Here is a 26,861-nt window from a genome sequence, read left to right on the forward strand (position 1 = left end):
ATATTATGTTAAAAAAACAAAAGAAAATTATTACTAGGGTGAAAACAAAAAATAAGCTTAGTTGGAAAATTTGTGGTGAGGCTGGATTTGGCATCAAGTCAGCCGGTATGATGCTGGGCAAAGTTATGATGAGGGCAGGTTATGAATTATTTGATTATACAGAGTATCCTTCACTTATTCGTGGTGGACACAATGTTTTTCAGTTAATGGCTGATACTAGACCAGTCAACAGTGTGACCAAACAGGCAGATATTTTGGTAGCCCTAAACCAAAATACAATCAGCAAGAATTTTGCTGATTTATATCACGGCGGGATTTTGATATATGATCAGGAAAAAGTAAAAATATCTCCTGCTAAGTTGCAAAAAAATAATATTCACGGCTTGCCCATGCCACTGACCAGTATGGCCAAGTCAGCGGGCAGTGATTTGATGAGGAATGTGGTTTCTATCGGAGCAAGTCTTTATTTGATAGGACAAAATCTTACTATTGCCAATGCTGTAGTCAGACAAAATTTTGCCAACAAGGGCAAAAAAATAATTGATGGTAATCTCAAGGCTTTAAAAGACGGCTATGATTTTGCGGCCAAAAATTTTAAAGGAGATTTGATCTGTCATTTACCAAAACTGGAAAGTAAAAACAATATTTTAATCTCAGCCAATGAGTCTTTAGCTTTGGGAGCACTAGCTGGGGGGCTCAATTTTTATGTGGCCTATCCTATGACTCCGTCTTCTTCAATTCTTCATTATCTAGCCGAAGTAGCGGAAAAAACTGGTATTGTAGTCAAGCACGCTGAAGATGAAATAGCCGTAGCCAATATGGCACTGGGAGCATCACATGTCGGAGCTAGAGCAATGGTCGGCACTTCAGGCGGGGGATTTTCTTTAATGACCGAGACACTGGGCTTGGTTTCTTTGACCGAAACGCCGCTAGTGATGATAGATGTCCAGAGATCAGGGCCAGCTACTGGGCTGCCTACTTGGACAGAGCAAGGTGATTTGCAATTTATGCTCCACGCTGCTCAAGGGGATTTTCCTAGGATTATTTTGGCACCAGGTGATGCTCAGGAGGCTTATGATTTGGCTCATCAGGCTCTCAATCTAGCTGATATTTATCAGTTGCCAGTAATTATTTTGTCAGACAAATTTATTGCCGAAGGAAATACCACTGTGCCTGCCTTTGATACAAAAAATGTCAAAGTAGACAGAGGAAAATTGTTGACTCAAGCTCAACTAAATAAAATAAAAAAATATTTGCGCTATATGGTGACCAAAGACGGTATTTCGCCACGTGCTTTGCCGGGTATGAAAGGTGGTCTTTATATTGCCAACAGCGATGAGCACAATCCGTATGGTTTTTCTTGGGAAGAGGCTGATAATCGTATTGAGCAAGTCAATAAGCGCCAGAGAAAACTAGATACCTTTCAAAGTATTATGCCACAGCCTTTGGTCTACGGCAATCCTAAGGCCAAAAAGACAGTGGTTATTTGGGGTTCTACCAAGGGTGTGGTGCTTGATTCTTATGTATCATTGCCGGACAAGATAAAATCCAAAATAAAAATAATGCAGTATCAATATCTATGGCCTTTGGCTGATAAATTCAGCAAGCATATTTTGGGCAGGTCAAAAGATATTTTACTTATTGAAAATAATAGTAATGGTCAATTAGGAAATTTGATTGCTCAAGAGACTGGTATAAAAATAAAAAATAGACTACTCAAATATGACGGCCGACCTTTTTTCAGAGAGGAAATAATTAGTGCTTTAAAGAAATTTTAATATTTTTATTTACCATTTTTGCGTACGCGGTAATTATATAGTTTAATTTGAAAAAGTAATTTAGATTCCGGATCGAGTCCGGAATGACAAAAACATATGAAACAAAAAGATTGGGATACAAGCTACAAAAATACTTGGTGCCCTGGTTGTGGAAATTTTGGCATTATTATTGCTCTTAAAAATGCTTTAATAGAATTGGGTCTAAAGCCGGAAAATGTGCTTTTGGTGGCTGGTATAGGCTGTAGTGGTAATGGGGTAAATTTTTTGAAAGCTTATGGCTGGCATTCTTTACACGGCCGGGCGCTGCCTACGGCAGTTGGTGCTAAATTGGCCAACAAAGATTTGACAGTAATTGTCATGGCCGGAGACGGTGATGGTTATGGCGAGGGTATGGGTCATTTTATTCATGCTGTCAGGGGTAATGCCAATATTACTTATATTACTCATGACAACAAGCTCTATAGTCTGACAACAGGCCAAGCTGCTCCAACAACTGACAAAGGCACTAAGACAAAATCCACTCCGGAAGGATTGATAGAGGTCTCAGCCAATCCAATAAGCTTGGCTTTGTCAGCTGGCGGTACATTTGTGTCTCGTGGTTTTGCCGGCAATGCTGATCATCTTAAAGAACTTTTGAAGCAAGCTATCAATCATCCAGGATTTTCTTTGGTGGATGTTTATCAGCCTTGTGTGACTTTCAATAAAATCAACACATTTAAATTTTATTTTGATAGGCTTTACAATCTGGATGAAAACAAAGAATATAATCCAGCTAATATTGAAATGGCTTTCAAAGAATCATTGATCTGGGGAGACAAAATTCCTTATGGTTTGTTTTACAAATCAAGTCGTCCCAGCTATGACAATTTTTTGCCTCAGTTAAATGGCAAAGCTTTGGTCAAGCGCCCAATGGGAGTTAGAAATATTAGTAGTTTGGTAAAATCTTTTGCTTAGTTGTATGAAAAAAATCTCTTCCCAAGGAATTAGTATGATACAACTGATAATTACAGTAGCAGTTATTTTGATAATAGGTGCATCAGTTTTTGTCTGGATTGATCCAACTGCTAGGATAAATGTCGCCAAAGATAAAAAAAGGCAAGAGGCGGTTATGGTTTTGTCAGCCGCTATATCAGACTACACAAAAAATAATGGCGGGGCTTTGCCAGTTTTGGGGGTAATCACTACCGGCAAAAAAGTATTGTGTACTGTCCAAGGCGGGGGCAATTTGAGCTGTGACGGCAGCAGCTTACCGTGTTTGCGTATTGCGGATCAGGATTTTTATAATGATTATTTGCCACAGTTACCAATAGATCCTGACAAGACCGCAAATACCGATACTGGCTATTATGTAAAAAAAACCAGTGATAATAAATTGGTAGTGGGAGCTTGCACCAATGGTGGCTCAACCGCTATTGCCAATACTTCCACTATTGATATAAATTGTAGCGCCTATGCCGGCGGACACTGTTGGATCTTGGACGATGCCTTAAATCAAAATTGTAATACAGCTTGTGCTGATGTGGGCCTAAGGTGTGTGTCAGGCGTAAGTTATGGACCAGATGTTGACTCGGGAGGTAGCGCTTATTGTGCTTTGGCCAAGAATTTGTCAAGTGGTTGTAGTTCTAGTTGCTCCGAGGCAACTAGCGGCTATCCACCTTATACTAGTGACGACTGGGCTGATTGTTGGACTCAAGACACAGTAGTTTTGTGTAATCAAGCGCCCGGAGCCAGTCGTTTTGCAATTTGCCCTTGTCAGTAATAGATGTTTTTTAACCCGCCGCGGCCTTTGGCCGCGGCGGGTTATTTATGTTATAATAATAAAAGTTAAATTACTTATAAAAACAAATGACACTTGAGAAAATACAAAATCATTTAGCTCTACTTTTTTTTAGTATTTTGGTAGTTTTGCAAGCTTTGGTTTTTGTGGCCGTCAGAGCCAATGATAACAGTCAAGATTTGCAGGCAGTATTTGTCAATCCATCTATTGGTCAGTCTCTGGAAGCTGGCGAGGCTTTTTATATCCAAGCTCAATTGAGTTCTGATAAATACCAGGACTTGGTTGGCGCTTATTTTGTTTGGTACGACTTAGCTACTAATCAGAGATTAAATTTTGAAGCAGACAAACAAAGCGACGGCACCTGGAAAGCTCAGGCTATACTTGATGTCAGTCAGTTTGTACCGGGCACTTATTATCTGCAAGCTGTAGTGCCTATTTTTGACAAGGGAATTTTTGTAGAAAACGAAGTATCAATACCACAGGTAGTAAATATTGTTGGTGAGCTTGCGGCTTCGCTTGAGGGTGTAAATTCAACAGATATTTTTCAGGTTGCTTTTATCTCTCCAATGGAGGGTAAATATTATCCAAATAATATCAATCTAGATATAGATGTTCAGTTGACGGGTAATGAGATGGTTTATGAAGATTTTGATATGGATGTTGCCAGGTTTACAGTTAGAAGCTTTGAGGAAGCTAATAAGGTCATTGCTACAGCCAGTGCCAATTATACGGCGGCTTCCTATACAGGTACAGGTGTATTGGATTTGTCTCCTTTGCTTGCTGGCACTTATTATTTAGCGTTGGAAGTCCAAGCAATTAGTACTAGGCAATATATAACTGTAGCCAGTATAATTTTTAATATAATTGAACCATCATTGGTAGATCAAGAAGATATATTAAATTTGCAAATTAATGTTTTGTCTCCTCGAAATAATTCCACTGTGTCAGGCGACTTACAAATTGATGTAGTGCCAAGCTATCAACTCCAGCTACCATCGGAGCGTGTGGCTGTGATTATAAACAACAATGCTAGAATACTATTAGAATTGGCTGCAGATGGGCACTTGAAAAAAACAATAGATACTACAGCCCAGCTTAATGGTGAGCCGGTTTATCCAAATGGTGATTATACCCTGAGCTTTATGTATTATTTAGAAGATCAAACTGTGATTGATCCTATTGAATTGGCTACTACAACAATAATCATAAACAATATTAATGAGCCTGAGGAAAAAGATCCAGTATTTTTGTTTAATGCACCTCAAGACGGGCAGGTCATTAGCCAAAATTCTTTTACATTAAATGTTCAGACAAATTTTGAGACAGAAGCGGTAAAATATGAAATCTATGATAGCCAAAATCCTTCCATTACTATCGGAGAAACAACTGTACCAAAAACAGATGGTCTTAATTGGGTAAGAGAAGTTATTTTGGATGATTATTTACCAGACGGAGAAAATTATGTTTTACATGTGGAAGCTCTTTATCAAGGCGAGACAATCGCTAGTGATCTTTCTATTGTTTTAGATAGGATAGAAGAACAGGCACCAATCCCAGCGGAAACAAATTTATATTTACACGGCATATCTACCAATTTGGAACCACAGAGTGTATTGATAGGTAGTGGTAATATTTTAGGAGACTTATCATTTGTTTTTCATAATACAGCTACCGAAGAAGAAATCATTTCTCCGGCTCAGCTAATTAACTGTGATCAAAGTGTAATAAATAATACTATTAGGCAGGAAATTCAAAATTTGGGTAGTACATACTGTTTTTACAAAGTTGTAGCCGGTGATTTGCAGGATGATTTGGAAAATGGCAATTATGAAATAAGTCTTAGTTATAATGGTGATACTATTATAAATAGTCAGACCAAACTAATTTCATATTTTAATTCGGAAAATCAATCGACAGAAGAAGTAGAAGAAGAGGAAGTAATAGTAAAAATTTTTGGACCCATACCTATAGTTGAAGCTCAAAATCAACGTCTATTATTTTATGTGGCTACTAGTATTAATCCTATTGATTATGATCAAATTTTAAGTTTTTGGATAAAAGATAGTCAGGATAGAGAAGTACTTAGTGGGGCACTATCCAGATCAAACTGGGATAATGCCGCTGTCAGGGGAATATTTTTGGGAGACAATCCAGAGACACCTTATCTTTTTGATACTTTCAGAGATACATCTGGCAATTCAATTTTGTCTCAAGATGGTACTTATAAAGCTTATGTAGAGTTGGCTTTAAATGATAGTACTATTATCAAGAGTAATGAGCTTACTTTTGAAATAATAAATAGTTATTTAGCTGGTTATGCTCCAACAGATCAAGAAGAATTAGAAGATCAAGTAGAAGAAAATAAACAACCACAACAGATTAGATCCGGTGGTGGATCAGATGTGGCCATTGGTCTGTATACTAGTTGTTTAGAAGCGGGTATTATTGATGAAAATACTTGTCTGCGCTTTAGAGCAGTGATGGATTCTTTGGATAACAGATGTATTAATCAGGATATTTATGAAGAAGTGGCTTGTGAGGATTATCTAAATAGGATAGAAGTGGACAAGGAATGTCAGGATCAAAGTATAATAGACAAAGAACAATGCAAAGATTATCTTTTGGAAAAATACGGCAGTCAGGTTGATTGTCAGTTGGTAGATACTGGCCTTTGTACTGATATTTTGAGAAATAGCTATCTCAATCGTTTGGTAGTAGCTCAAAAAAGAAGTATTATGATAAATGAAGCTATTGCACCTTTGATTGGTAAAAATTTAGAAATTTTGGAAGTCAGTAATGAGCTAGAAAATAAAGGAATTAGCTTGGAAGATTTGTTGCCAATTAAAAAAGAAGATAGTTATAAAGTTTTGGTTGCACCATCAACTAAGGAAACCGTGCTAGAAGACACCAATAAACTGACCGTTATCAATCAAGCAGTTATGATAGCAGATAGTGATGGAGATGGGTTGGTTGATGATTTAGAAGGATATTATGGAACTGATCCAAACAATAGTGATAGTGATGGTGACGGCTATTCGGATGGTATGGAGATAAATAATGGTTACGATCCTTTGGGTCCGGGAGCTTTAGTCAGAGAAAGGACTAATTTGGACAAGATTATTTTGTCAAAAATCAATCTGGAACAACCCAAAGAAAAATCAAAAAAGATAGACAAAAGTTTCAAAGTAGCTTCTGTTAATTCTCAAGAGAAAGAAGTGGAATTAAATGGTCAGGCTGACCCCAATACTTGGGTAAACATTTATTTGTATAGTTCTTTGCCACTAGTTATGACTACCAAAACAGACGCCAGTGGTAACTGGTCATATGATATAAAACATTCATTGGCTGAAGGACACCATAGGGTATATGTGACAGTCAATGATGACACTGGTAAAATAGTCAAACAATCTCAGCCTATTTCCTTTTTAATCAAAGAAGCTCAGGCTGTGACAGCAGATAGCTATTTTGATGAAAGTGAAGTGCCTGATAGTGTCAACAATTTACTCGTTTATTATATTTTGGGAGCAGCATTCTTAATATTTTTTGCGCTGGGTATTATACTATTTCTTCATAGAGGCAAGAGGCCTGATCTAGAGGCATAAAAATGGCAAAAATAAAAACCACTTTTTTTCTAAAACAATATCAGCAGGTGATATATGCTATTATCCTGATTATTTTAATTCCTTTGGCTATTATTTTAAATACAATTTGGTCGGTCAAATCTTTTCAGAGAAATATTGATATTAGTTTGCAGAGACAGGCGCTGCTTATTGGACAGGTGTTTGATGCTACTGTATATCAAGACATAGCTGATACCAATGAATTGCAAGCCAAAGTAGAATCACTAGCTCAATCCAATATAGGGCTGACTACTTTTGATGTGTTGGCCAAAGAGGGAGAAAATTTTAAGACAATAGCCAGTTTGCAAGCGGAAAAAGTCGGGAATTCAGCTAATGATCTAAATTATATAATAGCTTGGCATCAGGATGAGGCAATTGCTACATTAGTATCTGGTTTGGCTGAGACCGGTAGAGCTGACGAACGTTTTTGGGAATTGGCTATGCCTCTTCATTCCAAAACAGGTGATAAGGAAGCGATACTCAGCTTACGTCTGTCGCTCAAATTGATTGATGACTTGGTCAAAGGAACGCTGACCAATTCTTATATTATCCTAGCTATTACCATAATGATTGTAATTTTGCTCTTGGCTTTGAATACTCGTCTGTTTGAGCACGCGATACTTTTTAAAAAACTCAAAGAGGTAGATCAGATGAAAGATGAATTTATTTCTATTGCTTCTCATGAGCTTAGAACTCCTATCACAACACTCAAAGGTTTTGTGTCTATGGCTTTGGAAGGTGACTATGGCAATTTGAATGAACAGGGTACCAAAGGTTTTAAAATCATGGAAGCGTCTATCAATCGTCTAGGTAGCCTGGTGGAGGATCTTTTAAATGTCAGTCGGATTGAACAAAACAGGTTGATTATCAAAAGGCTACCATTAGACACTAAAGCAATCCTAAATAGCTTGGCTGATGAATTTGAATTTAGAATAAAAGAAAAAGGACTGATTTTTAAAAAAGATCTAGCTGATGATTTGCCTCGTATTTGGGCTGATGAAGACAGGTTTAGGCAGGTGGTCATAAACTTAATGGGTAATGCGGTCAAATATACCAAGCAGGGTGAGATAGAGCTTACTGCTAAGGCCAGTGATAAAAAATTTGTCACTATTACTGTCAAAGATAGCGGTATTGGTATGACAGCTCAAGAAAGACAAAGTCTTTTTGAAAAATTTTATAGAATACAAAGTGATGATACCAAAGGTATTGTGGGCACTGGTCTGGGTTTATGGATTACCAAGCAAATTGTAGAAATACTAGGTGGTCAGATATTTGTAGATAGTATCAAACATGTGGGCAGTCAATTTTATTTTACAATACCAATATATAATCCATTGACTCATAAACAAGAGGAAAATAAAAAATAAATTTTATGTATTTTAGAAGTATAGTCAGATCAATTGGTCATTACAAAATAAATATTATAATCAAAATACTTATAGCTTCTGATTTTATATTTTGGTCTTCTTATCAACTTTTTGCTCCTTTTTTTGCTATTTTTGTGACTGATAAAATTGCCGGTGGTGGTATAGAAACAATCGGTATTGCCGCCGCCCTTTATTTGATTTGTAAATCTTTATTTGAGATACCAGTCGGCATGTATATTGATCGGTCAAAATCTGAGAAGGATGATTTATTTAGTGCTTTTTTGGGCACTTTTTTAATAGGAATTTTATATTTAGGCTATTTGTTTATTACTAGTGTTTGGGAGCTTTATTTACTTCAGGTGTTGATGGGAATAGCGGCGGCCATTTCTTATCCGGGCTGGTGTGCTATTTTTACTCGTCATATAGACAAGGGTAAAGAAGGTTTTGAGTGGAGTTTATACGACATCTTGTCAGGGATTGGTATGGCTGGAGCGGCGGCTTTGGGCGGGTTTATTATAGAAAGTTTTGGTTTTAATTCGTTGTTTGTTTTGATTTCTATTATTTCTATTTTCAGTAGCTTTTTGTTGTTACTTATCAAAAATCAGTTATATAAAAAATAGCCTTTAGGCTATTTTTTTGAGGGATTCTTTTATATTTTTAGACTTTTGAAAGTATGATCCGGGGCAAACTATATTGGCACCGGCATATTTAATTGCCGGGAAAGTTTGCTCATTTACGGCGCCATCTACTTCTATATTTAATTTGGGATATTTACTGCGCAGGGCTTTGATTTTTTTTAATGATTTGGGCTGGAATCTTTGACCTTGCTTGCCAGGGGTGACACCCATGACTTGGATAGTATCAAAATATTTTATTAGGTCTTTTATTTTATAGAGCGGTGTATTGGGGTTGATAGCTAGCCCTGTTTTTATTTTTTTTGCCTTTAGGAATTTATTGATAGCCAGGATTCGGTCATGGTCAGTATTGGCCTCATAGTGCCAAATTATTTTTTTGACATTTTTGAGTTTGACCCAACGAGTGACATATTTACTAACGCCATCTACCATTAGATGAATTTCTAAATTATGTTTTTTAGTTAGATATTGGACTACATCAGGAGTGATAGAGTTTTTTTCTTTTACAAATTGACCATCCATAATATCAATTTGAACATAGTTAAAATAGGGGCTGATTTTTTTGAAGTGTTTGGTGAATTCAGCTTTATTTTTTGATAATATAGAGGGGATTATTTTGATTTTTTTAGACATTTATTTTTTTAATTCGTCTTTTGTAGCGCGTTAAATTACCAAAGTCTGTAGCGAGCCAGGCTCTGACTACTTGTAGAGATTTTTCATTGTTTAGTCTCCAAGCGGGCAGACAAATAATGTTGGCATCATCATCGTGGCGAGCTCGACGAGCCGCAGCAGATGACCAGCCTAGAGCGGCTCGGATGTTTTTGAATTTGTTGGCAGTCATACACATGCCTTGTCCAGAGCCACAGAGCAAAATGCCAGTAGCATTTTTATCTTTTTGGATTTTTTTGGCCACAGCTTTGGCAAAGCCTGGATAATCATCGGAGGCTTGAAATTTTTTGTTTCCCAGATCGGTATAGGTAATATTTTTTTTATCAAAATATTCTTTTAAATATTCTTTACTTTTAAAGCCATTGTGGTCGGCCGCGATGTAGATGATTTTAGTCATAATTTTGTAACCCTAGGGGTTATTTATTTTTTAAACTTTTTGACTTAAGTGATATAGCAAATACGCCTAGGATAGAAAGATAAGTAGCGGTAAATTGGGAGTATAGCTGATATCTTTTATCAATAGCACTAATGACAATAAATATAAGCATCAGTATTGTCCAGGTCACTATAAATATCTCACCGTTGTAGCGGGAAAAGAAATCTTTGTTTTTCCAACGGCTGTATTCTTTGACGCCGGTAAAAATAGAGAGGATAGATAGGTAGATGATAGTGATGTCAGTCAGCAGATAGCTCATATCCCAAATTTTGAAAAAAGTGAGCAAAAAGATAAGGGAAGTAATAATACCCCAAAAGTTGGTTAGTCCCTTCCAGAACACTAGTTCGGCTTTTGTTTTTTTATGGTTTTTCACTTAGTTAGAAGTTAATATTATAATATTTTGCTCAGTTAGACCCGTTAAAAACTCACTATTAATTTTTAATGGGCTTAGCTGGACTGGTAGCTTTATTTTACCATATTTTGTAATTGATATAAAATTATATTGATGTTAAGATTAGTTTCTAAAATATATTTTATATGAAATTATTATTTAGATATATAAAAGATTACAAAAAAATGCTCACCGGAGTCTTGATTTTGGCCGCTATAAATCAGATTTTTTCTCTGTTGGATCCGCAGATTTTTCGACTATTGATAGATAATTATGCCTCCAAGGTAGACCAGCTGACCAAGCAGGAATTTTTTCGTGGCTCTGGTCTTTTACTTTTGGCCTTTGTCGGCGTGGCTTTGGTGTCTAGGATAGCCAAAAATTTTCAGGACTATTATGTCAATGTGATTACCCATCGTCTGGGCACCAAGCTTTATGCTAGGAGCGTGGAACATTCTTTTTATTTGCCTTATTCTGTCTTTGCCGATCAAAGTTCGGGTGAGATACTACAAAAAATGCAAAAAGCCAGAGATGATTTACAAAGATTGATTACGGGCTTGGTCAATTTACTCTTTGTTTATTTACTAGGTATTATTTTTGTACTTATTTATGCTTTTTTTGTTCATTGGATAATAGGAGCTAGCATTGCTCTTATTGTACCGACATTGGCTATTACTATATTTTTTATATCTCGCCGTATCAAGCTGGTCCAAAATCAAGTAGTCAAAGAGCAGTCTGCTTTGGCCGGAGCTACTACCGAGACTTTGAGAAATGTAGAGCTGGTCAAAAGCTTGGGTCTAGAAGACCAAGAGATAAAAAGACTCAATGATGTCAATGAACATATTCTTTCTTTGGAACTAAAAAGAGTCAAACTAGTCAGGACGCTGAGTTTTATCCAAGGTACTTTGCTCAATGGTCTACGAGCCTTGATCATGTTTATTATGTTATATTTGATGTTTGATCACCTTATCAGTTTGGGACAATTTTTTACATTGTTGTTTTATTCATTCTTTTTATTTAGTCCTTTGGCTGAGCTGGGCAACTTGGCTGAGCAATATCAGCAAGCCAAAAGCAGCAGCGAGGCTTTAGAAAAAGTCTTGGCTATGGAACCGGAAAAGCAGATAGACAATCCCATAGTAGTAGACAATGTGGAGTCTATCTCTTTTGAGGATGTGGTCTTTACCTATCAGGGTAGTCCCAAACACGCTCTCAATAGCATCAGTTTGGACATCAAGGCTGGGCAAAGCGTAGCTTTGGTCGGACCGTCTGGAAGCGGCAAAAGTACAATCGTCAAGCTGCTACTCAAATTGTATCAGCCACAATTTGGTAAAATAAAAATAAATAAAAAAATAGATATAGCGGATACAGAAAATAAAAGTTTTAGACAAAAAATTGGTCTGGTTTCTCAGGATACTCAGCTTTTTTCTGGTACCATTCGTGAAAACCTTTTATTTGTCAGTCCTGGTGCCACAGAAGATGATTGCTATAGGGTGATGCAGATGGCCGCAGCCAGCAGTGTTTTGCAAAGAGCAGAGAGCGGATTGGACACCAAGATAGGCGAGGGAGGTATCAAGCTTTCGGGTGGAGAAAAACAAAGGCTAGCTATTGCCAGAGCACTATTACGTAATCCAAGTATTTTGATATTTGACGAGGCGACCTCCAGTCTTGATTCATTGACAGAGTTGGAAATTACTAAGACTATAAAAAATATTGCCAAAGAGCGTCCTAGTCTTATCACAGTTTTAGTCGCTCATAGGTTGTCTACTATATCGCACGTCAAAAATATTTATGTTTTGGAAAAAGGCAAAGTAGTAGAAGAGGGTAGTCATGAAGAGCTAGTCAAACAAGGTGGACTTTATAGTGCTTTATGGAAACAGCAGTCAGCTAGCATAGATTAGTGTTGACTAATTGAGTAATTATTGTTATACTTTGGCGTGCCTAATTAATCGTATAATAGTTTAATTGCATATTAGATTAATAGGGTAAATTATTTGAAGAAGAAGAGCGATTTATGAAGTATAGCGAACATCAAAGTTACAAAATTGGCTTTGAATTATCCAATATTGTTTGGAAAATAGTAAAAGGTTGGTATAGGTATTATAAGAAAGATAAAATAGTATTTTTCAATTATGCCAAAGCTTCTTTTTATGAATCAGTTGATTGGATAAATAAAGCCATACAAAGGGGTCTTATAAAAAAGACAGAGGCGGATAGATTAAGGACTTTGATAATAAAATTTCCTAAAGAGATAAACGGCTTAATAAAAGGCACAAGGATAAATTTGAAAAAATAATCAATTAACCTATTGACCAATTAGTCTATTAAGCTATTATTTTATGCCCCGGTAGTTCAACGGATAGAATAGAAGCCTTCTAAGCTTTAGATTCAGGTTCGATTCCTGGCCGGGGTACCAGATTAATTGTATAATTGTTCAATTGAATAATAGTTTAATTGAATCAAACAATTAGACAAATAGGCAATTAGTCTATTAAGCAATTATTTCCGTGGTGCCCATAGTGTAATGGTTAACACAGAAGCTTGTGGAGCTTTTAATGAGGGTTCAATTCCCTCTGGGCACCCCATGAAAATATCGCTAATTTTAGCGGTGTTTTTGTTTAACCAAAGAAGGGAATAGAACTAAAATGAAAGAGCCTCCAAGTCCGTAGACTTGAAGGCTCACTTTTACAACCCCCAGTTTTTGGTTTCTTTGGCGACCATCATACAGTCGCCGTTGACTTCTTGCATCCATTGGAATCGAAGCTTGGTTAGCTCCTCAGGAGTCAAACCACCTACAGGGAATGCCGCTCGTTCGTGGCTCGTTCGGAGATCAAGATCAGGGAACAAAGACTGAAATTTGTTGTAGGCCATGGTACCAGGAATGGCTGTAACGATGAAAATCATCGCATAAGCCAACCCAACTTGCTTCAATTTTATGGCGTATTCTACCGTCCTTTCCATGTCTTGCAGAGACTCGTTTTGAAAGCCAACCATGAAGCCACCGACTACTTCAATACCAGAATTGGTAGCGTAGCGGACAATTTCTTCAGCTGGTTCTACTCTGGTGTTGATGTGGGGCTTATGACTTTCTATCAAGGATTGAGGATTTGCCGACTCAATAGCTAAGTAGAAGCGGTAGCAACCAGACTCGGCAAGCTTGTTTAAGACTTGCTTATAAGTCAGGTTATGTCCCGGCTTCATAAACTTGAACATTGAGAGGCCACCCTCTTCAAACCAGCTCATGCTGTGTTTTTTCAGGATGTCACAGATAGCCATTGCTCTCTGCATGTCAGCAAAGAACATGTCGTCTTCGACAACTAGCTCAGTGACACCAGCTGCTTTTAGAAGCACGACTTCTTGTTCAAATCTAGCTAGGCTGTAGTAGCGAATGTTTCCCGCCATAATATGAATATGGCAGAAGTCACATTTCAGCGGACAACCTTGGCTAGACATGATGTAAGCAAGTCTTCCTTCTTTCTGGTGGCGACTCCCACCTGTATGCTCGGGCGTGTCATACATTGGGTGAAGTGGGATTTCCAAACGGCGCGGTGCCAGAAGGTCCAGATCGGGTAGTAATCCACGACCAGGATTGTCTACTGGCTTACCAATCGAATCTTTATAACTTACTCCGAGAACGGGAGTGAAGTTACGTGATGATTGGTTGGATTCCAGGGAGTAGCAGAGCTCAGGAAAGCTCACAACTCCTTCTTTTCGAATTACCATGTCAACGTTTGGATCCTCTAATACCCTTTCTATATCACCAGTGGCATTGGAGCCACCTTCGGTGATAATTGCTTTGGGGTAGGCCTCTTTGGTTAGGGCAGCGACTCGGGCGACATTGTTTGCTTGGTTGCTAAACAAGCTAGTAATGCCGACAATGTCAGGATTGAATTGACTTAGCAGTTTTCTTAGCTGCTGGTCAGTTAATCCATAGCGGATACTGCCGTCATCTTGTGGGGTGAATTGGTTATAGGCAGCCATGCAGGCATCAATGAAAATTACATTGAAACCTTTGGCAACCAATTCAACAGCAATGAGCTCTAATCCTAGGGGGCAACCAGCTCTACGAGTTTCATATTTTTCAAAGAAACTATAGAATGGCACTAGAAGAAGTACAGTCAAACGACTTTCTTCTTCGTTGTTGTAAATAACACCCTCGGGGATTATTTTTACCGACATTTTCGGATTCATCATGGGCTCCCTTCGGGGGGGATTGTTGATTGTTAAAGGACTGGTGATCTAAAACATAAAATTATAACAATTTTTGCCTATTATGTCAACGATACTCGACAGTTTTGTCGAGTAAATTCAGCCTATTATTAAAAGGGCTATTGACTAAAGGGGAATTATGTATTATAATGATGACGAAAGATTCGACATAATTTAAAAATATGGAAAGTATATTAAAACAACTAGGTTTTTCTGATAATGAAGCTAAGGTCTATTTAGCTGCTTTAGGCTTAGGAAAAGCTTCAGCACAGGACATTGCTAAACAAGCTAGTCTAAAGAGAACTACAGTTTATTCAGTTTTAGACTATTTAATAGAGCGAGGTGTGATTGGTAAAAGCACTGAACGTGGTAAAACTCGTTTTGTAGCTGAGGCACCAGACAAACTATTAGCAATGACTGATCAATTACGGGAAAAAATAAAAAAAGCCCTACCAGAATTGGAGGCTGTATATAATAAAAGCGAGTCAAAACCAAAAATTGTGTTTTATGAAGGCAAAGAGGCTATTCAAAACATTTATGATGACACTTTGCGAGAAAAACCAGATGCTATTTTAGAATGGAATACCAATGCTTACTTTGAACGTTTTCCTAAAGACCACGCTTATATTGATAAAAGAGTAAAACTCAACATTCAAGCAAGGCGTATTGCTGGTGAAGGATCAGTTTGGCACACTAAACATAAAGGATATGATAAATCAGAGCTCTCTGAGACTATTGTTGTACCAAAAGATAAGTTTTGGCCAATGATTGAAGTTAATATTTATAATAATAAAGTTGCTTTTATGAATTACGCCGATGAGATGTCAGTTGTTATTGAAAACAAGGCTATTGCCGAAGCAATGAAACAGATTTATGAACTTTCTTGGCAAGGTGCTAAGAAGATTGAAGTAAATTAGGAATATAAACATCATTTTTTGCAATTATTTATAGCTAGTATATTCTCTCTAACATTAGCCATGTATTCTTTATCTGAGAGAATAGTTATAATATCGTTCTGAGACTGACCCCATAGAAGAAATCGCTCTAAAAGCGGTTTTTTGATATAATGATAATGTTATTAAAATAAAAATATGGAAGAGAAAAAAATAAAACAAGAAAATATAACTATTCCTAAAAAGGCAATGTACGGTATTGCGCCAGTTATTGCTATATCTGCAGTATTAATTTCTAAAGATCAACCTGGGCCATTGCTTTTATTTTTTATTGGCATTAGCGCAGGAGTATTTATTGGTAAAGGATTTTTTGAAAATAAGAAATAAATAATATGAAAATACAAGACACATTAGGAGCTGGCTTGGTTGTAGTAGGGATTATCTTTTTAAATAGTAATCCAACCATTGGAATGCTGTTTGTTGGATTTGGGTTAGGTTATAATGTGCGTCCTCATCTACAAAAAATGTTTAAAAAGAAATAATTAGAATACAGGAATGTAAATATTTTCTTTTTGTTGTTGTATTTGAGTTCTAACTTTCTGTATTGTGCCACAATCATTTTTAGGGGTAGTAGCGAGAAGATATTAGAAATAAAATAATAAAAAAAGCAGGCCCAGATCACTGAATGTGATCTGGGCCTTTTCCGTCTATGCAGATTATCTTGCCTGGTAGTTGGGGAGACCAACTACGCAAGGCAAAGCGGTGTCTGCGACGTGAAGCATTTCCGAAGTGATGTCTTGACCTCCGCCGATGGTGGCATTGAACACCTTCACTTCCTGCTGGACGTCTACCTGGAGTGTCAGTCGTTGGTAGTGTTCAGCAAGGTGAAGAAGCGTGTGCAATATGTTGCCTGCCATCTTGCCGAGTGAAGGGACATCCTGCAGTGGATGAACTCGCTCGTCGAGAAATACTTGGGTGATTCGCTCTGATCCATATTCGAGTACTGCTTGGAGCAGTATAGCGACCTCTACGCTGTAACCAGAATAGAAGGTTGCTTTCTCGAGGAACTTGCGAGTCCCAGCATATTCTCCAGCCAGGGGCTGTATGAAATCGGCGGTTTCGGGAAATAGCATATTGAGGAAAGGTCGAGCTAGAAGCTCGGTTACCCTAGCGTCACCTTTGGGTCGCTTGTAGTATCCCTTGGTAAAGACTACCTCAGGATCCATCAGGAAGGGAGCGATAATTCCCAAGATGAAACGGGGGTGGATGTTCTCTATGTCGGTGTCAATCCAGGCGACGACATCGCCAGTGGTATAGTACACACTACTCCATAGATTCCAGCCTTTTCCTCTTGCTAAGGGGATAGATATGGCCTTGGCAGTATGCTCATCTTGAATTGCTTTGAAGCCAAGCTGAGAACACATATCCAAGGTGTTGTCGGTTGATCCGCTGTCGAGCACGATGATCTCATCGACCAATGGCTGACATGACATAGCACACTCGATGACACGAACAACTGTTGTCTCCTCATTTTTGACGGGGAGAGCCAAGCTGATCGTTATTTGGCGCTCTTGTTTGAGAGCCAAGAGGTGCGCCATGTCAGCGGCGTCTAAGTACGACATATATTTCATGATTCACCTCCTATCATAGCACTACAGACCTTGCGGACAGCAGTGCAGCAGACGTCAACGAAATGACTGGTCACGTCGGGGTTGGTGTATAGGTTAAACAGCGATGTTGTCACCCGGTGTGAAACTACAGGCTGGTTGGAACCAGCAAATACCGCAGTTCTAGAAAGTGCTACTGGGTAAAGACAATTGACCATGGCTCCTTCAGCCCTTACAGCCTTAAGAAACCATTCTCGATGTGCTGATAGTTTGGTCATAAGGACTGCAGTCAGGCAGTGATTGACGTGACCATCTGCATCATCTTGGAACTGTAGGTGAAGTTCGTTCAGACCGTCACGATAGAGCGCAGCGTTATAACAGCGCGAGCGATTGAGGTCCGGCAGCTTACGCAGTTGGACAAGCCCAATAGCCGCCTGTAACTCTGTCATTGCGTAGTTGTAGCCGAGTTTATCGTAGTCGTATACGGCCAGGTTATCACTGGTCAATCCGTGTCGGGTCAGCGATCTACACCGCCGAGCCAACTCTTCATTTCTAGTGACAACCATTCCACCCTCTCCGCAGCTCATGTTCTTCGTTTGGTAGAAACTATAGCAGGCAATGTCTCCGAAGGTACCTACTATTTGCCCACTAATAGTAGCTCCATGAGCTTGGGCGCAGTCTTCTATCAGACGGATTCCACGTTCTTTCACCAGGGACACGATTTGATCCATATCGGCAGGCATGCCGTATAGATGGACCACGATCACCGCCTTGGTGCGATTGGTTATTTTGGAACGCAGATCACGGACTGACAGGTTGAAGGTGTGGGGGTCAATGTCGCAAAACACGACTTTCGCCCCGGTTTGTAGAACTACCGAAGCGGTGGAAACGAAGGTCAAGTCAGGGACAATTACTTCGTCTCCATGGCCTATCTGCAAAGCATCGACAGCCGTATGAAGGGCAGTGGTGCCAGACGTAGTTGCAATCGCATAGGGCAAGTCGTGGTACGCAGCGAACGCTTGTTCAAACTGTTGTACCATTTCGCCCATGCCTGCTCTTGAAACTACACCTCTTCCCATTACCTCCCAGACAGCTTGCCGCTCTTCTTCGCCGAAGACCCGACCTCGTTTGAGACCTGCTGGATAAACGGCTTGACCACCGTTTATTGCCAGTGAAGGTTCTTCGAACATAATCACTCCTTGATGTTGTCGGCGAAACTTTCGCCAAGAGGAATAGGATTGGCTCCTATTAGGTGACAGACGGTCTGTCCTAGATCGGCGAAGCTCGCTCGGGTTCCCAAGTTTGAGCCTGGTCGATCGCCACCGTTCAGTGCCAGAAGAGGTACGTACTCTCGCGTATGTCCCCGGATCGCTATGACTGGATCGCAGCCATGGTCGGCTACAATCAGCAGAAGATCGTCACGACCGATCATCGGCAGAACTTCGCCAAGTCTTTGGTCGAAGTACATAAGATCACGGGCATATTGACGTGGCTTACGCGCGTGGCCGGACATATCGAAGTCCGGCACAACGAACATGGCCGCGCCATCACCACCGGTTCCTAAGTGTCTAAGGACAGCGTCCATGACACCAGCCGAGTCCATGACACCGGGAATTGTCTCGGTGACGAACTCATCGCCTATCACTGAAGCGAGGTGTTCGGTAACCGTGAAAGGCATTCCGACTTCTCGTATTCGGCGGAAGAGGTGTTCACGGTTCTTATCAAGTGGCACGACAATATCAGCTCGGTTCTCGGTGCGGACAAAGTCGCCTTTTTCACCGATGAAGGCTCGAGCGATGATTCTCGTGACATTTTTCCCGATGAAGAAACGAGACATCTTCCAGGCAACGTCATGTAGCCTGGCGGGCGGAACAACACTTTCGTGAGCCGCCACCAAGACTACACCGTCATCGCAGGTGTAGACGATTGGCTGGCCTGTTGCGAAATGTTGGTCAGCGCATTCGTCAAACACCTTGAAACCGGAAACGTAGGCATTACACAGTGTTAGGGTGCCTATGGCCTGTTGCATTTGCCGCACCAGGTCAGCTGACATCCTAGGGTAGAACGACGCGAATCGTTCTGCGAAGGTAACGCCTGCCATTTCCCAGACACCAGCAAAGGTGTCGTTTCCTGAGGTTATCTCGGTCATGCGTCCGTAGTGAGCCAGGGGATAATCAACCGTCGGTACATTATTGACGCCGACGATATTACCAAAGCCTAGCCTCTCCAAGTTGGGAACTCGGAAGTCCGGGAGCGATTCAGCTGCGTGATGGAATGTGTTAGCGCCAACGCTCTTGTAGTCTGCTGCGTCAGGCTGAGCGCCGATGCCGACGCTATCCATCACTAGGATAATTATGCGTCGAAACATCGTTCTTTCCTTTCCGACTTTTCAGTCGAGCGCCACTGGTTGCCCAGTTTTCGCCGAAAGATAGATGGCATCAACGATGCTCATCAGTCTGCAGGCCTCCAGAGGGCTAGTCAGTGGTTCATCCTCTCCTTGTAGTGATCTAACGAAGTTGATTGCAGCAGCTACGCGTCCCATCGTATTATCGAAGGGGACAGAGATGTTCTGGTTATTCGGCTGACCATCTTCCTGTGAGTATACCTCACAGGTGCCGGTAATTGTATCACCGGCGTTATCTTGGAACAGTCTAGAAACCATAGCCCCAGCTTTCTGCCCTTGCAGGGTCACAAAGCATTTTTCTTCTCGAACCATTTCGGCCCAAGAAATGTGGAGCGTGAGCACTTGCCCAGTTTCGAAGGTGATGGTGGCGTGAGCACTTGATTCAACATCCGTGACACCGTCTCCGTTTGGTACTCCGTAGGGACCTCTGCGCGAGGGGTCATCCATGAAGTCGTTGAAGGTTTGACCCAGCACATGTTTCGGTTTGGGGTAGCCCATAAAGTATAGGGCTAAGTCTAGCATGTGCATCAGATCCATTAGCGCTCCGCCACCGGCTATTTTCTGGTTGGTGAACCAGTTTCCGTATCCCGGAATACCTGATCTACGAACCCAAACAGCTTGGGCAGAATTGATCCGGCCAAAGAATCCACTGTTGATACGTTGGATGATCTCCAGTGATTCTGGCCGTGCTCGATTGTTGAAGTCAAACAGGAGTTGCCTGCCGGATGCGCGAGAAGCCGAGAACATCTCTTGAGCTTCATACGCGTTCATTGCCGGGGGCTTTTCACAGAACACGTGCTTCCCAGCTCTCAGAGCCTGAATAGTAAGTGTTTTGTGGTGTGCTGGAGGTGTGAGAATGCTGACAGCGTCAACATCCGAAGATGCTAGAGTCAGCATTTCCTCAAGTGAAGTGAAAACTCGTGGTATCTTCCACTCAGTTGCGGCTTTTTGGGCCGCGACTGGATTCGTGTCGGCAACGCAGGTTATCTCAGCACCAGCTGAACGGAATCCGTTAGCTTGGTACTTGAGCATTACGCCTGCACCGACGATGCCGATTTTTAGAGACATCGTTTTCTCCTTCTAGGTTTTGGTGCAGACGAAAGTTCCGCGTGATCTGTCCAATACGATTGGCAGCTCCCTGCTGGACAACAGATTTCTCATTTCTGCTGCCAGGGCAGATTTTGTAGCTGCATCGCTGGTCGCTTCTTGGAAACTTGGCAGGGTAGTGTAGTACAGCATGAAGCTGTCTACGTCAGGAAACACCATTTGGAAACCATAGAAGTGGTACCTTACATCTCCGAAGAGATTATCGAGGTACTCTCTGGCATTTCCGCAGTGGAAAGGTGAACGAGAAAGGCGTACGTTGGTTTCGATGCCAACGCGAGATATTGCTTCTTGATGGCATACTCTCAGTAGGTCATCGTCAGGAGTTTTTACTCCAGTTGTAATAATCACCTTTCCCTTTTTTCTGACTACTCGTAGTGATTCTCTTAACCCATGTTCAAGATCATCCACGTGATTCAGAACGTGTTTGGCAACTACCACATCAAATTGATCATCGCCGAAAGGCAGATTTTCAATTGACGCAATAGCGCACAGGGGTGTGCTGATCGTGTTACAAGCTCTCTGGCAAGTGATACTCAACAGTGCTTGTGAAATATCTACGGCAAAGACTTTCCCGCCTTTGTTCAGTCGTTGGGTGATTATGGCAACATCTCTTCCGGTTCCCGAGCCAGCATCTAATACCAGCTCATCGCCCTCGAAGTGGATGAAGTCTATGCCATATTTACCAGCGCCGACGCCGTATCTATCCCAAGCAAGCTCTCTGTTGAGTAGATTGCGCGCAGTCCCGTACTGGGCCTGCGGATCACTGTATTTGATCCTCATGTCTATCTACTCCTTGTCAAGGTACAGCGTCAAACAATTTTGACTTTACAAAGTACCAGAAAACGGTTATTATGTCAACATAAGAATATGACTAAAAAGACGCAAAAAACAACTGTAAAAGCACTATTTGAGAAGGATAAAAGAATCCTTCTTGTTAAAGACCCTAAAGGTGTTTGGGAGATGCCCGGTGGTCGTATAGAGCATGGTGAAACTCCAGAAAAAGCCCTAAAAAGAGAACTTAAAGAAGAGCTTGGCTGGAATAATGTAGATATTAAAAATATAGTTGACTCATGGACATTTTCTTCAGAAGTTGATGATACTAATTACCATTTTATTATTTTGACTTATGTTTGTGATTTTGGTGAAGAAGAAATAAAAGAAAATGACGAATATACAGAGTATAGATGGGTGCCAGTTGATGAGATTGATGGGCTGAATATGAGGGATGGTTATAAGAAAACAATTAAGAAATTTATAGGTTAGTTCTAACCTAAAATAATCAAATACTACTCAGTGGCATTTCCATAGCAGGGGATGTCATTTTTGGTATGTCACCCAGCCCCTCGCGAGGAGCTGGGTCAAAATCGTTTAAATTAGAATATAAAAAACCGAGAGATTATTAGGTATAATAAATCATTTTTATGGTATTTTTGCTATTTGACAAATATATATATAGTTTATAGTCTTAAGATGATCATCGTTATTTCCGTGGGTTGCTAAAGCAAAGGAAGGAAGCGGATTATGACACTCCAAAAGTTTAGCGAGTTGGTGCTCAAGGTTTTTGGTCACGCAACAGACTTTGAAGATGTTACCGACAGAAGTCCCGTGTATTATCCTGACGATTTTACCTGTTGGGAGACACATCTGAGGGCAAGCGTTGAGGTGGCTGGTGGGCCCGTTGAAGTGCACGCCTACTATCTTGGCGGATGTATCACTTGGACTGGGAAGGATGACTGGTATGGATTTAGAAAACATAATGCCATCCAGCGTGATGATACTGAAACTGCCTTACGTACTTTGCATTGTATGTTGCATTTTGGTTATAGCCAGTCAAAAATTCTCCATTTACCAGATGGAAGCACCTTGGGACCCATTTGGGGGACCAGCCATGAAGATTTGCGAGCTGAGATTACATAGCCAGCTGGCAACTCAGACCGTGGTGGCCTCGTCAATTCGGACGGGGCCTTTCATTTTATAAAGCTATGTTTAATTCTAACGCTCCAAAAATAAAAAATAATTTAAAATATCTTTGCATTACAAAATTGTCAGTTCAGCTATATAAACATCAGTTCAGTTCCGATACGCTCCCTGCCCGCCATCGCTACGCCCAGGCGTAGCAGGCGGGTACTGTGGCACCCCAGTCAAAAGCTCCCAATTTCATTGGGGATTTTTGATACCCAGAAATAGAGTTAGAATTGGCAATGTGGTATAATGAATGTGTTATTAAAATAAAAATATGAAACTAAATCAAAAAGGATTCAATGATGTTATAATGGTAACTATCATTGGAGGAATAATAGGGTCTTTGTTTATCACAGGAGTTTTTGTCTGGAAAGAGATAGATAAACAAAATACTTTAAATAATTTGTATAATCAATTATCTAGAGTTGTTAAGGTTAATAATGAGAAAGACAAGGAGGTTGCTACAAAAGATAAACAAGAGATAAATATAGATGATTGGATAAAATATAATGATTCTATAAATAAAATAAGTTTTGAGTATCCCCCAACTTATGAGATTCGCAATAAAGAAGAATCAGGAATTATTATGGTGGGCTTAATTGGTAGTTTTGACAGAGAAACAGAGATTTTTCCATTAGCTAGTATATACACAGTTGAAGAATACAATCCAGAAATAAAAGGAGAAAAGTTTAATTCTTTAGAGGGCATTAAAAAGGCATTTAATTCTTTAAAAGAAAGGTGTAATAGTCCCGAGATATGTGATGTTACATATATTGAAGATATACAAGTAGATAATAGGCCTGGCTTAAAAGTTGGTCGTGAAGGAGTTATGGAAGATATAATTATAATTATTTCAACTCCAAGTGATAATTTTATAGTGATATATAGTTATTCAGATTTACCTGATATTTTTAACTCTTTTATTAAAACTTTCAAATTTTTAGATGGAGAGGAGCGGCCAGTTTATAATTTAAAAAATTTTAATATCAGTTTATCTGTGCCTAGAGATTATGTATCATCAGATGATTTTAATAAAACAGACATAAAGTTTTACGGCTTTTGTAAACAGGGGTGCATTACAATTAAACAAATAGATGAAAATTTAGAGGATTATATTAGTAATGTGACAGAAGGTCCATTTTCAGAGCTAATAAGTAGAGAAGTCGTAACGGTTGATGGAATTGAGGCAACAAAATTTGTTGCTAGCTCTGATATAGGTATTGATTATAATTACGTTTATTTTATAAAGGGCGATAACAAATATGTAATATCAAGTCAGGATTTTATAAATGAATTTGACGACGTTATTGATTCAGTTAAATTTTTAAAATAAATTATTTAAATCTCCAACAAATAATCTAATCTTCGCAAATCATCATCGTCATACTTATCATAAAAAGTTCTGAAAGTGTCCCATATGCGATCCTATCAAAGAATCATTCCAAAATGAATGGTTTTTTGATATCCCTAAAATAGAGTTAGAACTAAAAGTATAAATTTGTTATAATTATGTTATGAAAATAATTTTTCCAAAAAAACTTAGCCAAGGCGATGAAGTAAGGGTCATAGCCCCTTCACGTTCTATGGCTATTATATCCGATCAATTAAAAAGTATAGCCAATAAACGTTTTGCTGGTCTTGGTTTAAAATTAAGTTTTGGAAGAAACATAAATAAAAAAGACACATTCCTCTCATCTAATATAAAAGATAGAGTCAGTGACTTGCACCAGGCATTTTCTGACAAAAATGTTAAAGCTATTATTACAGTAATAGGGGGATTTAGTAGTAATCAGTTATTGGATTATATAGACTGGCAATTGATAAAAAGTAACCCTAAAATTTTATGTGGTTATTCTGATATTACTATTTTGAACAATGCTATTTTTCAAAAGGCAGGGTTAGTAAGTTATTATGGGCCACATTATTCTACATTTGGTCAAGAGTTATATTTTGATTATACATTAGATTATTTCAAGAAATGTTTGATGCAAAAAGACACTTTTAAAATTATACCCAGCAAAAACTGGAGTGATGATGAATGGTATAAAAATCAAAAAGGGAGAAAGCTAGTAAAAAACACTGGTTGGAAGATAATAAACAGTGGTAAGGCGAAGGGCACTTCTTTAGGTGGTAATTTATGCACCTTTAATCTACTACAGGGCACATCTTATTTTCCCAACATTAAAAATAGCATTTTATTTTTTGAAGATGATGAATTCGGTGGAAGTTATTCGGCTGTAGAGTTTGATCGAAATTTACAATCAGTAATTCAGCAACCAGGATTTAGCGGAGTAAAAGGAATCATTATTGGTAGGTTTCAAAAAGCCAGCGAAATGGATTTGATAAAAATTAGGCATATAATAAAATCAAAAAAAGAATTATCAAAGATACCAGTTATTTGTAATGTAGATTTTGGGCACACTGATCCCAAGATAACCTTTCCTATAGGTGGTACAGTAGAAATTGTTGCTAGTAAAGCACCAAGAATTGAATTTATAAAACATTAAGCATAGGGATTTTTATATTATCCATTACAAAGAACGAAGTCCTAATACGCTCCACAGTGCGACCCCATAGAAGAAATCGCTCTAAAAGCGGTTTTTTGATATAATGAAAATATTAATTTATTTAAAATATAATTATGAATATTTTAATAACAGGGGCAGCTACAGGAATAGGGAAATCTTTGGCAGATAAATTTTCTAAAGAAGGGTATACAGTTATAAGCACTTATCATACCACCAAAGGACCTGGCTATCATTTGGATTTATCAAATGAGTCAGATATTAAAACATTGGTCAATAATATAGGTGTGTCTACTGATAAGGTGGTCGAGGTAGTGTATAACACGGCGATGAATAAATATAAGTTAAAAAATGGAGCAGATATCAAAGTAAGAGATTATAGATTTGGTACATACTTACGTATTCCTTTTATTGTAGCTAGAAAAGTTAAAAAATTAGCATTTAGTTAAGAAAAAAGTTCTAATATCCCTGACTATGTCAACCCATCAAATAATTATTCCATCAGTCAGTGGGTAGAGGAATGGTTTTTTGATTGTAAAATAAAAATTATGAGCGCGAGACATAACATCTCGCGCTCGTTTTTTCAGTTTATGCTCAGAGCCCATCGCACAAAGGGGTGAGTTTCTTCTTCGATAAGGTGTCGGATTTCGGGAATTTGGAGAAAATTGGGATCAATTTTCTCCAGCGAAAGCACAGCGTGACCGCGAGCCAGGTAGTGGTTGTCAGACAGTGCCTTGATGAGGCATTCCTTGGATCGGACCAGACCCAGATCACCTAGGCAGCGTATAGCATCGCAGCGGATGTAGTCGGTGTCGTCGGTGAGCACCAGATGTTCAACCAACACCACCACCCCCGGATCAGCGATTTTATCGTGCCAGACAATGTTGACAGCCGTACCTTTCTGGTAAGGATCTGGGCAAACTAGCCAAGCTTTGAGTTTCACGGGGTCAAAATTCCTCTTCATGGCTTTACCTTTCTAGCAGCTCTCTTAACTGCTTTAGCGTGTCTTCCATTTGGTAGAGTCGGATGCCAATCATAGGCACCCTTAGGCTTTGTTTATGCATCAAAGACTGCAATTCCTCAACGAAAATACCACTACCTCTTAGGTGTTGTCTTTTTTCTCCGTAAATCAGATCTACGGCACAGGAAGGAGAAAAATCGATGCCTAAGACAGCCATCAGCTCGTTGCCGTTGTCTTTAAACAAGATCATCTGGCCTACTACTGTCTGAGCTAGTTGGCGACATACTGCCCGGTTACTTACCTTGTCATAGTGGGTCTTATGACAAGGCCTACGACAAAAGCCGTCAAATATCAGCTCCGGACAGGGCATTTGTACCATGTTTATTTTATGCCTCGTAAGCATTTCTGTGACAGGGGTTATTATAGCCGGGTATTTTCGGACAATACCTTGAGCCCTTACCCCTTGAGCTGTAGCACAAAAGGACAAAAAGACAAACCTTTTGCTTCTGTTCATAGCCGGCCTCCT

27 protein-coding genes and 2 tRNA genes are annotated in these 26,861 nt (G+C 39.4%); 18 read left to right on the forward strand and 11 right to left on the reverse strand.

What is annotated here, in order from left to right; translation table 11 throughout:
* Positions 1–5: 5 nt before the first annotated feature.
* The 6 genes from KKH39_01665 (at position 6) to KKH39_01690 (ending at position 9,162) form a co-directional block, all read left to right on the forward strand.
* Positions 6–1,778 (forward strand): 2-oxoacid:acceptor oxidoreductase subunit alpha, encoded by a 1,773-nt coding sequence (locus tag KKH39_01665; GenBank protein ID MBU1202730.1) that lies wholly within the window; start codon positions 6–8, stop codon positions 1,776–1,778.
* Between the two features lie 96 nt (positions 1,779–1,874).
* Complete coding sequence (locus KKH39_01670) at positions 1,875–2,732, forward strand: 2-oxoacid:ferredoxin oxidoreductase subunit beta (GenBank protein MBU1202731.1); 858 nt, start codon at positions 1,875–1,877, stop codon at positions 2,730–2,732.
* Positions 2,733–2,736: 4 nt separating this feature from the next.
* Entirely contained in the window at positions 2,737–3,537 is an 801-nt protein-coding gene (locus KKH39_01675; GenBank protein ID MBU1202732.1) for a hypothetical protein, read from the forward strand.
* 86 nt (positions 3,538–3,623) lie between these two features.
* Complete coding sequence (locus KKH39_01680; protein ID MBU1202733.1) at positions 3,624–7,157, forward strand: hypothetical protein; 3,534 nt, start codon at positions 3,624–3,626, stop codon at positions 7,155–7,157.
* Between the two features lie 2 nt (positions 7,158–7,159).
* Positions 7,160–8,542 (forward strand): HAMP domain-containing histidine kinase, encoded by a 1,383-nt coding sequence (locus KKH39_01685; GenBank protein MBU1202734.1) that lies wholly within the window; start codon positions 7,160–7,162, stop codon positions 8,540–8,542.
* 5 nt (positions 8,543–8,547) lie between these two features.
* Positions 8,548–9,162, forward strand: coding sequence for an MFS transporter (locus KKH39_01690; GenBank protein ID MBU1202735.1), 615 nt, complete (start codon positions 8,548–8,550; stop codon positions 9,160–9,162).
* 3 nt (positions 9,163–9,165) lie between these two features.
* Here the strand turns inward: KKH39_01690 and KKH39_01695 are convergent, their stop codons facing one another.
* The 3 genes from KKH39_01695 to KKH39_01705 are packed head-to-tail and all read right to left on the reverse strand — an operon-like array spanning position 9,166 to position 10,655.
* On the reverse strand, positions 9,166–9,810 hold the full coding sequence (locus KKH39_01695; GenBank protein ID MBU1202736.1) for a ribulose-phosphate 3-epimerase: 645 nt from the start codon (positions 9,808–9,810) through the stop codon (positions 9,166–9,168).
* The gene (locus tag KKH39_01700; protein ID MBU1202737.1) at positions 9,803–10,243 is read right to left on the reverse strand and encodes an RpiB/LacA/LacB family sugar-phosphate isomerase; all 441 of its coding nucleotides are present in this window, start codon (positions 10,241–10,243) and stop codon (positions 9,803–9,805) included. Before KKH39_01700 ends, KKH39_01695 begins: the two co-directional genes overlap by 8 nt.
* 19 nt (positions 10,244–10,262) lie before the next feature.
* Positions 10,263–10,655, reverse strand: coding sequence for a hypothetical protein (locus tag KKH39_01705; protein MBU1202738.1), 393 nt, complete (start codon positions 10,653–10,655; stop codon positions 10,263–10,265).
* A gap of 164 nt (positions 10,656–10,819) precedes the next feature.
* Between KKH39_01705 and KKH39_01710 the strand changes: the two genes are divergently transcribed.
* From KKH39_01710 to KKH39_01725, 4 genes are all read left to right on the forward strand, one after another.
* Positions 10,820–12,568: an ABC transporter ATP-binding protein/permease gene (locus KKH39_01710; GenBank protein MBU1202739.1), complete on the forward strand. Its 1,749-nt coding sequence runs from the start codon at positions 10,820–10,822 to the stop codon at positions 12,566–12,568.
* 113 nt (positions 12,569–12,681) lie between these two features.
* Positions 12,682–12,963, forward strand: coding sequence for a four helix bundle protein (locus KKH39_01715; protein MBU1202740.1), 282 nt, complete (start codon positions 12,682–12,684; stop codon positions 12,961–12,963).
* A gap of 45 nt (positions 12,964–13,008) precedes the next feature.
* A tRNA-Arg gene (locus KKH39_01720) sits at positions 13,009–13,083 on the forward strand.
* Between the two features lie 94 nt (positions 13,084–13,177).
* Positions 13,178–13,252 (forward strand) — tRNA-His (locus KKH39_01725).
* A gap of 100 nt (positions 13,253–13,352) precedes the next feature.
* Here KKH39_01725 and KKH39_01730 read toward each other — a convergent pair.
* A complete protein-coding gene (locus tag KKH39_01730) occupies positions 13,353–14,861 on the reverse strand; it encodes a B12-binding domain-containing radical SAM protein (GenBank protein ID MBU1202741.1) in 1,509 nt (502 codons plus the stop codon).
* Positions 14,862–15,058: 197 nt separating this feature from the next.
* Here KKH39_01730 and KKH39_01735 point away from each other — a divergent pair, with 197 nt between their 5' ends.
* The 3 genes from KKH39_01735 to KKH39_01745 all read left to right on the forward strand — a co-directional run bounded on the left by KKH39_01735 (position 15,059) and on the right by KKH39_01745 (position 16,311).
* Positions 15,059–15,793 carry a hypothetical protein gene (locus KKH39_01735; GenBank protein ID MBU1202742.1) on the forward strand — a complete coding sequence of 245 codons (735 nt, stop codon included), beginning with the start codon at positions 15,059–15,061 and terminating at the stop codon, positions 15,791–15,793.
* Positions 15,794–15,967: 174 nt separating this feature from the next.
* Positions 15,968–16,156, forward strand: a complete 189-nt coding sequence (locus tag KKH39_01740) for a hypothetical protein (GenBank protein MBU1202743.1) — start codon at positions 15,968–15,970, stop codon at positions 16,154–16,156.
* Positions 16,157–16,161: 5 nt separating this feature from the next.
* Positions 16,162–16,311 (forward strand): hypothetical protein, encoded by a 150-nt coding sequence (locus KKH39_01745; protein MBU1202744.1) that lies wholly within the window; start codon positions 16,162–16,164, stop codon positions 16,309–16,311.
* A gap of 174 nt (positions 16,312–16,485) precedes the next feature.
* Here the strand turns inward: KKH39_01745 and KKH39_01750 are convergent, their stop codons facing one another.
* The 5 genes from KKH39_01750 to KKH39_01770 are packed head-to-tail and all read right to left on the reverse strand — an operon-like array spanning position 16,486 to position 21,667.
* Positions 16,486–17,400 carry a glycosyltransferase gene (locus tag KKH39_01750; GenBank protein ID MBU1202745.1) on the reverse strand — a complete coding sequence of 305 codons (915 nt, stop codon included), beginning with the start codon at positions 17,398–17,400 and terminating at the stop codon, positions 16,486–16,488.
* Entirely contained in the window at positions 17,397–18,566 is a 1,170-nt protein-coding gene (locus KKH39_01755; protein ID MBU1202746.1) for a DegT/DnrJ/EryC1/StrS family aminotransferase, read from the reverse strand. Before KKH39_01755 ends, KKH39_01750 begins: the two co-directional genes overlap by 4 nt.
* Positions 18,567–18,568: 2 nt before the next feature.
* A complete protein-coding gene (locus KKH39_01760; protein MBU1202747.1) occupies positions 18,569–19,720 on the reverse strand; it encodes a phosphopentomutase in 1,152 nt (383 codons plus the stop codon).
* A gap of 45 nt (positions 19,721–19,765) precedes the next feature.
* Positions 19,766–20,848, reverse strand: a complete 1,083-nt coding sequence (locus KKH39_01765; GenBank protein MBU1202748.1) for a Gfo/Idh/MocA family oxidoreductase — start codon at positions 20,846–20,848, stop codon at positions 19,766–19,768.
* A 12-nt stretch (positions 20,849–20,860) separates the two neighbouring features.
* The gene (locus tag KKH39_01770) at positions 20,861–21,667 is read right to left on the reverse strand and encodes a methyltransferase domain-containing protein (GenBank protein MBU1202749.1); all 807 of its coding nucleotides are present in this window, start codon (positions 21,665–21,667) and stop codon (positions 20,861–20,863) included.
* 87 nt (positions 21,668–21,754) lie between these two features.
* Between KKH39_01770 and KKH39_01775 the strand changes: the two genes are divergently transcribed.
* The 5 genes from KKH39_01775 (at position 21,755) to KKH39_01795 (ending at position 25,823) form a co-directional block, all read left to right on the forward strand.
* The gene (locus KKH39_01775) at positions 21,755–22,150 is read left to right on the forward strand and encodes an NUDIX hydrolase (GenBank protein MBU1202750.1); all 396 of its coding nucleotides are present in this window, start codon (positions 21,755–21,757) and stop codon (positions 22,148–22,150) included.
* 258 nt (positions 22,151–22,408) lie between these two features.
* On the forward strand, positions 22,409–22,804 hold the full coding sequence (locus tag KKH39_01780; GenBank protein MBU1202751.1) for a hypothetical protein: 396 nt from the start codon (positions 22,409–22,411) through the stop codon (positions 22,802–22,804).
* Between the two features lie 319 nt (positions 22,805–23,123).
* Positions 23,124–24,182 (forward strand): hypothetical protein, encoded by a 1,059-nt coding sequence (locus tag KKH39_01785; protein MBU1202752.1) that lies wholly within the window; start codon positions 23,124–23,126, stop codon positions 24,180–24,182.
* 190 nt (positions 24,183–24,372) lie between these two features.
* Positions 24,373–25,356, forward strand: a complete 984-nt coding sequence (locus KKH39_01790) for an LD-carboxypeptidase (GenBank protein ID MBU1202753.1) — start codon at positions 24,373–24,375, stop codon at positions 25,354–25,356.
* A gap of 134 nt (positions 25,357–25,490) precedes the next feature.
* On the forward strand, positions 25,491–25,823 hold the full coding sequence (locus tag KKH39_01795; GenBank protein ID MBU1202754.1) for an SDR family NAD(P)-dependent oxidoreductase: 333 nt from the start codon (positions 25,491–25,493) through the stop codon (positions 25,821–25,823).
* A gap of 134 nt (positions 25,824–25,957) precedes the next feature.
* Here the strand turns inward: KKH39_01795 and KKH39_01800 are convergent, their stop codons facing one another.
* Together KKH39_01800 and KKH39_01805 are read right to left on the reverse strand one after the other, a co-directional pair.
* On the reverse strand, positions 25,958–26,338 hold the full coding sequence (locus KKH39_01800; GenBank protein MBU1202755.1) for a HEAT repeat domain-containing protein: 381 nt from the start codon (positions 26,336–26,338) through the stop codon (positions 25,958–25,960).
* A gap of 4 nt (positions 26,339–26,342) precedes the next feature.
* Positions 26,343–26,849 (reverse strand): hypothetical protein, encoded by a 507-nt coding sequence (locus KKH39_01805; GenBank protein MBU1202756.1) that lies wholly within the window; start codon positions 26,847–26,849, stop codon positions 26,343–26,345.
* Positions 26,850–26,861 lie beyond the last annotated feature (12 nt).

The organism is Patescibacteria group bacterium (assembly GCA_018819405.1).
Lineage (GTDB): Bacteria > Patescibacteriota > Patescibacteriia > UBA1558 > GWA2-36-10 > XYD1-37-29.

Excerpts from the sequence above, each read along its gene's own strand:
- KKH39_01805 (MBU1202756.1), bottom strand. The coding sequence starts at position 26,849 with ATGAACAGAAGCAAAAGGTTTGTCTTTTTGTCCTTTTGTGCTACAGCT.
- KKH39_01695 (MBU1202736.1), bottom strand. The coding sequence starts at position 9,810 with ATGTCTAAAAAAATCAAAATAATCCCCTCTATATTATCAAAAAATAAA.
- KKH39_01780 (MBU1202751.1), top strand. The coding sequence starts at position 22,409 with ATGACACTCCAAAAGTTTAGCGAGTTGGTGCTCAAGGTTTTTGGTCAC.
- KKH39_01755 (MBU1202746.1), bottom strand. The coding sequence starts at position 18,566 with ATGTTCGAAGAACCTTCACTGGCAATAAACGGTGGTCAAGCCGTTTAT.
- KKH39_01670 (MBU1202731.1), top strand. The coding sequence starts at position 1,875 with ATGAAACAAAAAGATTGGGATACAAGCTACAAAAATACTTGGTGCCCT.
- KKH39_01700 (MBU1202737.1), bottom strand. The coding sequence starts at position 10,243 with ATGACTAAAATCATCTACATCGCGGCCGACCACAATGGCTTTAAAAGT.
- KKH39_01745 (MBU1202744.1), top strand. The coding sequence starts at position 16,162 with ATGAAAATACAAGACACATTAGGAGCTGGCTTGGTTGTAGTAGGGATT.
- KKH39_01735 (MBU1202742.1), top strand. The coding sequence starts at position 15,059 with ATGGAAAGTATATTAAAACAACTAGGTTTTTCTGATAATGAAGCTAAG.
- KKH39_01770 (MBU1202749.1), bottom strand. The coding sequence starts at position 21,667 with ATGAGGATCAAATACAGTGATCCGCAGGCCCAGTACGGGACTGCGCGC.
- KKH39_01775 (MBU1202750.1), top strand. The coding sequence starts at position 21,755 with ATGACTAAAAAGACGCAAAAAACAACTGTAAAAGCACTATTTGAGAAG.
- KKH39_01690 (MBU1202735.1), top strand. The coding sequence starts at position 8,548 with ATGTATTTTAGAAGTATAGTCAGATCAATTGGTCATTACAAAATAAAT.
- KKH39_01740 (MBU1202743.1), top strand. The coding sequence starts at position 15,968 with ATGGAAGAGAAAAAAATAAAACAAGAAAATATAACTATTCCTAAAAAG.
- KKH39_01795 (MBU1202754.1), top strand. The coding sequence starts at position 25,491 with ATGAATATTTTAATAACAGGGGCAGCTACAGGAATAGGGAAATCTTTG.
- KKH39_01710 (MBU1202739.1), top strand. The coding sequence starts at position 10,820 with ATGAAATTATTATTTAGATATATAAAAGATTACAAAAAAATGCTCACC.
- KKH39_01750 (MBU1202745.1), bottom strand. The coding sequence starts at position 17,400 with ATGAAATATATGTCGTACTTAGACGCCGCTGACATGGCGCACCTCTTG.
- KKH39_01675 (MBU1202732.1), top strand. The coding sequence starts at position 2,737 with ATGAAAAAAATCTCTTCCCAAGGAATTAGTATGATACAACTGATAATT.
- KKH39_01800 (MBU1202755.1), bottom strand. The coding sequence starts at position 26,338 with ATGAAGAGGAATTTTGACCCCGTGAAACTCAAAGCTTGGCTAGTTTGC.
- KKH39_01730 (MBU1202741.1), bottom strand. The coding sequence starts at position 14,861 with ATGATGAATCCGAAAATGTCGGTAAAAATAATCCCCGAGGGTGTTATT.
- KKH39_01665 (MBU1202730.1), top strand. The coding sequence starts at position 6 with ATGTTAAAAAAACAAAAGAAAATTATTACTAGGGTGAAAACAAAAAAT.
- KKH39_01785 (MBU1202752.1), top strand. The coding sequence starts at position 23,124 with ATGAAACTAAATCAAAAAGGATTCAATGATGTTATAATGGTAACTATC.
- KKH39_01680 (MBU1202733.1), top strand. The coding sequence starts at position 3,624 with ATGACACTTGAGAAAATACAAAATCATTTAGCTCTACTTTTTTTTAGT.
- KKH39_01715 (MBU1202740.1), top strand. The coding sequence starts at position 12,682 with ATGAAGTATAGCGAACATCAAAGTTACAAAATTGGCTTTGAATTATCC.
- KKH39_01685 (MBU1202734.1), top strand. The coding sequence starts at position 7,160 with ATGGCAAAAATAAAAACCACTTTTTTTCTAAAACAATATCAGCAGGTG.
- KKH39_01765 (MBU1202748.1), bottom strand. The coding sequence starts at position 20,848 with ATGTCTCTAAAAATCGGCATCGTCGGTGCAGGCGTAATGCTCAAGTAC.